We start from the raw sequence: 1,254 nt of genomic DNA on the forward strand, positions 1-1,254 counted from the left end.
TCGGTGGGCGTGACGCAGGCGCAGGAAACGCTGCGCACGGCGCTGGCGATCGGCGCGGACCGCGCGATCCTGGTCGAGTCGACCGACGGCGTCGAGCCGCTGGCCGTCGCGAAGATCCTGAAGGCGCTGGTCGACAAGGAGCAGCCGCAACTGGTGATCCTCGGCAAGCAGGCGATCGACGACGATTCGAACCAGACGGGCCAGATGCTGGCCGCGCTGGCAGGTCTGCCGCAGGCGACGTTCGCTTCGAAGGTCACGGTCGCCGATGGCAAGGCCACGGTCGCACGTGAAGTCGACGGCGGTGCGGAAACGCTGTCGCTGACGCTGCCGGCGGTCGTCACGACCGACCTGCGTCTGAACGAGCCTCGCTACGTGACGCTGCCGAACATCATGAAGGCGAAGAAGAAGCCGCTGGAAACGGTCAAGCCGGAAGACCTCGGCGTGGACGTGACGCCGCGTCTGAAGACGCTGAAGGTGGCCGAGCCGCCGAAGCGCGCGGCCGGCGTGAAGGTGCCGGACGTGAAGACGCTGGTCGAGAAGCTGAAGACCGAAGCCAAGGTGCTGTAAGAGGGAGCGGAAAGAAATGACGATTCTGGTGATTGCAGAACACGACAACGCGTCGATCAAGGCCGCGACGCTGAACACGGTCGCAGCGGCAGCGAAGATCGGCGGTGACATCCACGTGCTGGTCGCGGGCCACAACGCGCAGGGCGCGGCGGACGCAGCAGCGAAGATCGCGGGCGTGTCGAAGGTGCTGCTGGCCGACGCGCCGCAGCTCGAAGCCGGTTTGGCGGAAAACGTCGAAGCCACCGCGCTGAACATCGCGAAGGATTACTCGCACATCCTGGCGCCGGCGACCGCGTACGGCAAGAACGTCGCGCCGCGTATCGCCGCGAAGCTGGACGTCGCGCAGATCTCGGACATCACGGCCGTCGCTTCGGCCGACACGTTCGAGCGTCCGATCTACGCGGGCAATGCGATCGCGACGGTGCAGTCGAGCGATCCGATCAAGGTCATCACGGTGCGCGCGACGGGTTTCGATCCGGTGGCGGCCGTTGGCGGCAGCGCAGCGGTCGAGAAGATCGACGCGGCGGCGGACGCCGGCAAGTCACAGTTCGTGAGCCGTGAAGTGACGAAGCTGGACCGTCCGGAGCTCACCAGCGCGAAGATCATCGTGTCGGGCGGCCGCGGTCTGGGCAGCGGCGAGAACTACACGAAGGTGCTGGAGCCGCTGGCGGACAAGCTGTCGGCAGC

Annotated in this window: 2 protein-coding genes; both read left to right on the forward strand. The window is 66.8% G+C overall.

The window, feature by feature from the left end; genetic code table 11:
- Positions 1-567, forward strand: a 567-nt coding sequence (locus C3Y15_RS31405) for an electron transfer flavoprotein subunit beta/FixA family protein (protein WP_134206958.1), incomplete at its 5' end; no start/stop codon positions are given.
- A gap of 16 nt (positions 568-583) precedes the next feature.
- Positions 584-1,254: electron transfer flavoprotein subunit alpha/FixB family protein (locus C3Y15_RS31410; protein ID WP_134206960.1), on the forward strand; the 671-nt coding region annotated here is incomplete at its 3' end.

It is taken from the genome of Burkholderia sp. B10, from assembly GCF_004368385.1.
GTDB classification, from domain to species: domain Bacteria; phylum Pseudomonadota; class Gammaproteobacteria; order Burkholderiales; family Burkholderiaceae; genus Burkholderia; species Burkholderia vietnamiensis.